Origin of the sequence: Streptomyces sp. SID1328 (assembly GCF_009865595.1) — a bacterium.
Classification (GTDB): Bacteria; Actinomycetota; Actinomycetes; order Streptomycetales; family Streptomycetaceae; genus Streptomyces; species Streptomyces griseoluteus.
The window spans coordinates 1-5,610 of the sequence record NZ_WWKH01000089.1 but is presented as its reverse complement, the minus strand read 5'-3'; the positions used below and the strand labels follow the sequence as shown (position 1 = coordinate 5,610).

At 69.9% G+C, this 5,610-nt stretch carries 5 protein-coding genes and 1 pseudogene; 1 reads left to right on the top strand and 5 read right to left on the bottom strand.

What is annotated here, in order from left to right; translation table 11 throughout:
* Positions 1-816: 816 nt before the first annotated feature.
* The 4 genes from GT030_RS02880 to GT030_RS02865 all read right to left on the bottom strand — a co-directional run bounded on the left by GT030_RS02880 (position 817) and on the right by GT030_RS02865 (position 4,339).
* Positions 817-1,005, bottom strand: coding sequence for a hypothetical protein (locus tag GT030_RS02880; protein WP_161199673.1), 189 nt, complete (start codon positions 1,003-1,005; stop codon positions 817-819).
* A gap of 326 nt (positions 1,006-1,331) precedes the next feature.
* Positions 1,332-1,862: a DUF3761 domain-containing protein gene (locus tag GT030_RS02875; RefSeq protein WP_161199672.1), complete on the bottom strand. Its 531-nt coding sequence runs from the start codon at positions 1,860-1,862 to the stop codon at positions 1,332-1,334.
* A 127-nt stretch (positions 1,863-1,989) separates the two neighbouring features.
* Complete coding sequence (locus GT030_RS02870) at positions 1,990-3,057, bottom strand: hypothetical protein (RefSeq protein ID WP_161199671.1); 1,068 nt, start codon at positions 3,055-3,057, stop codon at positions 1,990-1,992.
* A gap of 229 nt (positions 3,058-3,286) precedes the next feature.
* A complete protein-coding gene (locus GT030_RS02865; protein ID WP_161199670.1) occupies positions 3,287-4,339 on the bottom strand; it encodes a Ku protein in 1,053 nt (350 codons plus the stop codon).
* A gap of 65 nt (positions 4,340-4,404) precedes the next feature.
* Between GT030_RS02865 and ligD the strand changes: the two genes are divergently transcribed.
* Positions 4,405-5,286, top strand: a complete 882-nt coding sequence (gene ligD / locus GT030_RS02860; RefSeq protein WP_161199669.1) for a non-homologous end-joining DNA ligase — start codon at positions 4,405-4,407, stop codon at positions 5,284-5,286.
* Here the strand turns inward: ligD and GT030_RS02855 are convergent.
* A pseudogene (locus GT030_RS02855) lies at positions 5,287-5,610 on the bottom strand (NERD domain-containing protein); the annotation flags it as partial.

Sequence of the window (5,610 nt, the reverse complement as noted above, 5' to 3'; positions counted from 1 at the left end):
TGCCGCTCCCCTGCGTGGGGCCCTGGGTGTTGTTTTGGCCGCCGATCTGAGTGCCACCGATGGTGTTGTTGTTTCCGTTTATTGTGTTGTTGACGGTGTTTGTCACGTTGTTCGTTACTTGGTTCACCACGGAGGGTGGCAACCCGAGCCTCTGTGCTTCTGCTTGTGCCGCCTGTCGTCCTATTGCGGCTGCTTGTTGCTGGGAGGCGCCTGTGCGTGCTGCCTGCTGTGCGGCTGCTGTCCCTTTTGCGACTGCCGCCGAAGCGGCCGAGGAAGATGTCGATGCGCCTGAGGCCGGTCCTGACGACGCGCACTGAACGGGGCCTACAGAAACCGGACCGCCGCCGGTGAAGCCGATTTGGACGTCACCCGTCGATCCCGCCGCGACGCGAGAAATGGATGCGCCATTACCCGTGACGTTGTATGTCTGATTGGGGGTAAATCCATTACCCCGGATCATCCCGTCTTGTAGACGGCATGACGCCGCAGGGGCCGCCGTCGGAGCGGCGGCAGCCTGGGCGGTTGGAATAGCGCTGACGGCTGCACCTGCGGACAGCGTCGCTGTTATCGCGACTGCCAGAAGTCCTTTTCTCATCGTTTCCCTCCTTCTGCGGGGACGTATCCGATCCACTCTTACCGTTTGTCGGATACTCGACCCAGGTCAGGGAAGGGGGCTCCATGCGCTGCAAGGCTGACCGCATAACTGGGCCCCAGAAATTCGCACAGCCGACGAAGCGGCCGCAATCTCAATACTGGCCTCGCGCGTCGCTTGAGTCAACTCGCAGCACGGGCCCAAACTAACCACGTCGCTTGTCGCTAGAAATACCCACGCTTCAGATCCGAAGAAGCGTCGAATCCTTTATTGAGCGGGTTGCCGTCAATTTGCTTCGTCGGCAAAAGATCGTTGCCGATGGCGGCCGTGTAGCTGAAATTCGCCACGCTCGTGTCCGACTCGACTCCGACGTCCGCCTCGACGGGGGTGCCACGGCTACCGACGCCGCCCACGTGACCACGGATCGCGATGACCTCGATCGGTCGGCCGAGCAGCGAGCGAGGCCGCGAGCCGAGGGTCGCTTCAGCCTCACACCAGCTATAGGTCAGAGCCCGGACACCGTTGCTCTCACCTGGGCTCCGGAGCCGTGTGCGCAGGACCGGATCCTCCCGGCACTTTTGAGCAGGTACCCGAAGACCCCGTCCCAGCTGCAATGCTGAGGCCGGGGTCTCGGTGTTCGCGCTGCCGCGTGCGAGTCACAGTGAGCCGGCGCTGGAATCGGCGCGAGGATGCACAGCACTCCCGGCGTACTCACGACCTCGCCGACCCGGGAGTCCGACTACCGATAGAAGACGGCGACCCCACCATGATGCGAGCAAGCCCCCTGATGGTGGGCGGCATATGAATACGAGCCGTCGTTGCACAGGGCTGTCGCGCCGCCGCCCCCCGAGCTGGAGCCTCCCGACGAACTCGAGCCGCCGGACGACCCGGAACCCCCGCCGGACGAGGAGCCGCCCGACACCGAGCCTCCCGAGCCCGCCGCGGCCGCATGCGCGGTGACCGTCACCCGGACCTTGACCTTGACCGTCTTGGTCACCGTCGGCGCGGGCTCCGGCTTCGCGGTCTCCGTAGCCGTGGCTGTCGCGGTGACCGTGGCCGTGGCCGTGGGCGTCGGCAGGGTCTTGGTGTCGGCCACCGACTTCGTCGTGTTCGCGGTCTGGCCGTCGGCGCCGGCGCTGCCTATGCCCAGGATGAACGCGAGGCCCAGGGCGGGGAGCACGAAGCGCTTGCGGGCCCACTTCGGGGCGAGGCGGGCCGGCGGCGGGCCGGGTGGAGGCTGGAACGGCGGCTGAGGCTGGTAGTAGGTCATGACAGGTCCCCCCTGCGCGAGTACGTGAGGGGTGAACCTATCTATGCCGGCGCGTCACACGTGAGGAACTCGTGAAGACAGTGACCGAGTTGTAACAATTCAACTCTCAACTACCGGTGCCGCGCCCTCACTCCGGCAACTCCACCACCGTCTCCTCGTTCTCGTTCGCCGCATACGGATGCACGGGCGACACCGGTGTGTACGGCGTGAACCACGTGTCCGGGTCCTCCGGGGTCGCCGGGTGGGGCGGGGTCGGGGGGTGGAGGGTGGTGGCGAAGGTTTCCAGGGCCTGGGTCACCTCGTCCGACAGCAGGCTGTAGAGGTCGGCCGTCACCTCCGCCTGGTTCAACAGGGACTTCAGGAGGAGTTCTTCGGCCAGGCAGGTGGGGTGCTCGAACGGGGGGCGGGTGAGGCGGCCCGTCAGGCTGATCGCGGTGACGGTGAGACGGCGGGTGAAGAGGACCGTGTACGCGTCCGCCAGGTGCGGGGGGAGATCGTCCAGGATCATGAACGTCGCGTTGCTGCGGGCGACCGTGGGGCCGTCGTCCTCCAAGGCGGCCAGGTCGGTGAAGAGTTCGTCCACCAGGAGGTCGATCGCGTAGACCACGGCGCCCGCCGCTATCTCCGCCGCCTCTCTGCCGACCTCGCACTCCGGTGCCGACTCGTCGTGGCCGAACGCCTCCAAGGTGAACGCCGTGAGCGCCGGGGCCAGTTCGCGCAGCCTCTTGCGCATCGCCCGGCTCTCCGAGTGGCCGGGGCTGTCCGGGGGCGCGGGGGTCGTGCCGGCCGCGTGGCGCCTCGCTCGTTCCGCGGGGTCGGAGGGCGGGGCGTCCGGGCCGTCGGCCGCGTCCAGGCTCTCCTGGAGCAGCTCGGAGTTCAGCTCCACCGCGCAGCGGGTCAGGCGCCAGTCGGACAGCGCCTCGGTACGTTCCATCAGCTCCGTCACCACCTCCCGCGCCGCGTCCTCCGCGAACTCCAGCGCCGGGGCGTCCACGAACAGCTTCAGCAGGGCCCCGCCGGGATGGGCGGCGATCACGTCGTCCAGCAGGTCGACCTCCATGCCGTCCGGGCCCTCGACCGCCTCCAGCGAGTCGAAGCCCTTGCGCAGCAGGAAGACCACTCCCTCCCGGCGCAGCGCGTCGAGTTCCGGAGCCCCCTGGGGCGGGGCCATCGCCACGGTCACCACGTATGTCACATGTTCATCGTGCCTGAGGGCGCGCCGTTCGGGGAGAGGAATCCGAGGTACGGAGGTGAGGGCGTGCGCGGGCGGCGACCCCGGGTACGTGGCTGACGCCGGTCCTGGCCACGGGGCGCCGTCCCGCTCACCCAGGCCGAGGCGACCGCCCCAGGTCACGCCCGATGCCCGCACTCCGCGGTACGGGCCGACATGGATGACGCCTCGCCCCGGCCGGCGGACCTCCCCCTCAAGCCGACCGCTTCCCCGAAGCCGCCCTCTTCTTCGCGGGCGCCTTCTTCGCCGCGGCCTTCTTCTCCGTCGCCTTCGACGTGGACTTGGACGCCGTCTTCTTGGCCGCCCCCTTCGACTCCCCCGCCTTCGACGTCGACTTCCGCGCGCTCGCCGTCGCGCTCGCCGTCTTCTTCGCGGCCGTCTTCCCCGTGGTGGACGTCGACTTCTTCGCACCCGTCTCCTTCGGCGTCCCCCGCCCGTGCAGGTTCCGCACCTCCGCCTCCCCCGTGCCGCCCCGCGACTCGCGGGCCTCGCGGACGCTCTTCTCCAGCGCGGCCATGAGGTCGAGGACCTTGCCGTCGCCGGCCGGGGCGGGGGCCGCGGGCGGGGTCTCGCCGGCGGCCTTGGCGGCGATGACCTCCTCGACGGCCTCGCGGTACTCGTCGTGCAGGTCGTTGAGGTCGACCTCGCCCAGGGTGTCCATGAGGGCGTCGGCGAGGTCCAGTTCCTTGTCGCGGACGGTCACGTCCACGTCGGGGGCGACGCCCTCGGGGGCGCGCACCTCGTCGGGCCAGAGCAGGCCGTGCAGGACGATCACGTCGTCGACCACGCGCAGCATCCCCAGCCGCTCCCGCCCGCGCAGCGCGAACTTGGCGATGGCGACCTTGTGGCTGCGCTTGAGGGCCTCGCGCAGCAGGGTGTACGGCTTGGCGGCCGGCGCTCCGGCGGCGGCGATGTAGTACGCCGCGTCCATCTGGAGCGGGTCGATCCGGTCGGCCGGGACGAAGGCGACGATCTCGATCGTGCGGGCCGTGGGCAGCGGGAGGTGGGAGAGGTCGTCGTCGGTGATCGGGATCATCTCGCCGTCGGCGCCCTCGTACGCCTTGCCGATCTCGGACTGGGTGACCTCGCGGTCCTCCAGTTCGCAGACCTTGCGGTAGCGGATGCGGCCGTTGTCCTCGGTGTGGACCTGGCGGAAGGAGACCGCGTGGCTCTCTGTGGCGTTCACCAGCTTGATCGGGATGCTGACGAGGCCGAAGGAGATGGCGCCGTTCCAAATGGATCGCACGTGCCGGGTCCCTTCCGTACGGTTTCGATTTATCCCATTCGTCCCATTTCTGGGATTGTCATCCTATGACGCCAGTGACGGAGGTGGAGGGGCGGCGGGTCTCGCTCACCAATCTGGAGAAGGTGCTGTACCCGGAGACCGGCTTCACCAAGGGCGAGCTGCTGCACTACTACGCCACCGCCGCCGGGGTGCTGCTGCCGCATCTGCGGGACCGGGCGGTGTCCCTGCTGCGGTATCCGGACGGCCCCGACGGGGAGGTGTTCTTCACCAAGAACGTGCCGCCGGGTACGCCCGACTGGGTCACGACCGCCGAGGTGCCCCGTTCGGCGGGCGCGGCCCGGATGGTGGTGATCCAGGACCTGCCGAGCCTGATGTGGGCGGCGAACCTGGTGACCGAGTTCCACACCCACCAGTGGCTGGTCCAGACCCCGGACGAGGCCGACCGGGTGGTGTTCGACCTCGACCCGGGCACGCCCGCGACGGTCGTCCACTGCTGCGAGGTCGCCCTGTGGCTGCGGGAGCGGCTCGCGGCGGACGGGATCGAGGCGTACGCCAAGACCGCCGGGTCCAAGGGGCTGCACCTGCTGGCGTCGGTGCGGGGCGGGTCCTCGGCGGAGGCGAGCGACTACGCCAAGGCGCTCGCGGTGGAGGCGGAACGGGCGATGCCGGGGCTGGTGCTGCACCGGATGACCCGGAGCCTGAGGCCGGGCAAGGTGTTCGTCGACTGGAGCCAGAACGCCGCCCGCAAGACCACCGCCGCCCCCTACACCGTCCGCGCCCGCAGCGCCCCCACCGTCTCCACGCCCGTCACCTGGGACGAGGTCGAGCGCTGCGGTGACCCGGCCGAGCTGACGTTCCTCCCCGAGGACGTCGTGCCAAGGGTGGAGCGGTACGGGGACCTCCTCGCGGGCCTCCTCGACCCGAAGCGGGCGGCCCAGCTGCCGTAGTCACAGCCGGGCCCACGTCCGCCGGTCCCGCGCCCGTGCGTACAGCGCCTCCACCTCGGAAGGCCGCAGTACGGTGCCCGGACGGGCGAGCCCCGGCAACTCCGTCTCCCGCAGCACCCGCAGACCCCCGGCATCCCCCGCGACCCTCACCTCGGCCGGGTCGACCAGGACCAGCACCGGGCGCACCCCCGCCGTCAGGGCGTACGCGGCACGCCCGGCGTCGGCGCGCAGGCGGCGCGGGAGCGGTTCGGGCGGGCGACGGCCGACCGCGACCAGCGGGCCGGAGAGCCGCACCCGCCGCCCGCGGGCGTACAGCGCGCCGAC

Coding starts and splice junctions, on each gene's coding strand:
- GT030_RS02875 (WP_161199672.1), bottom strand. CDS start 1,862: ATGACCTACTACCAGCCTCAGCCGCCGTTCCAGCCTCCACCCGGCCCG.
- ligD (WP_161199669.1), top strand. CDS start 4,405: ATGACGCCAGTGACGGAGGTGGAGGGGCGGCGGGTCTCGCTCACCAAT.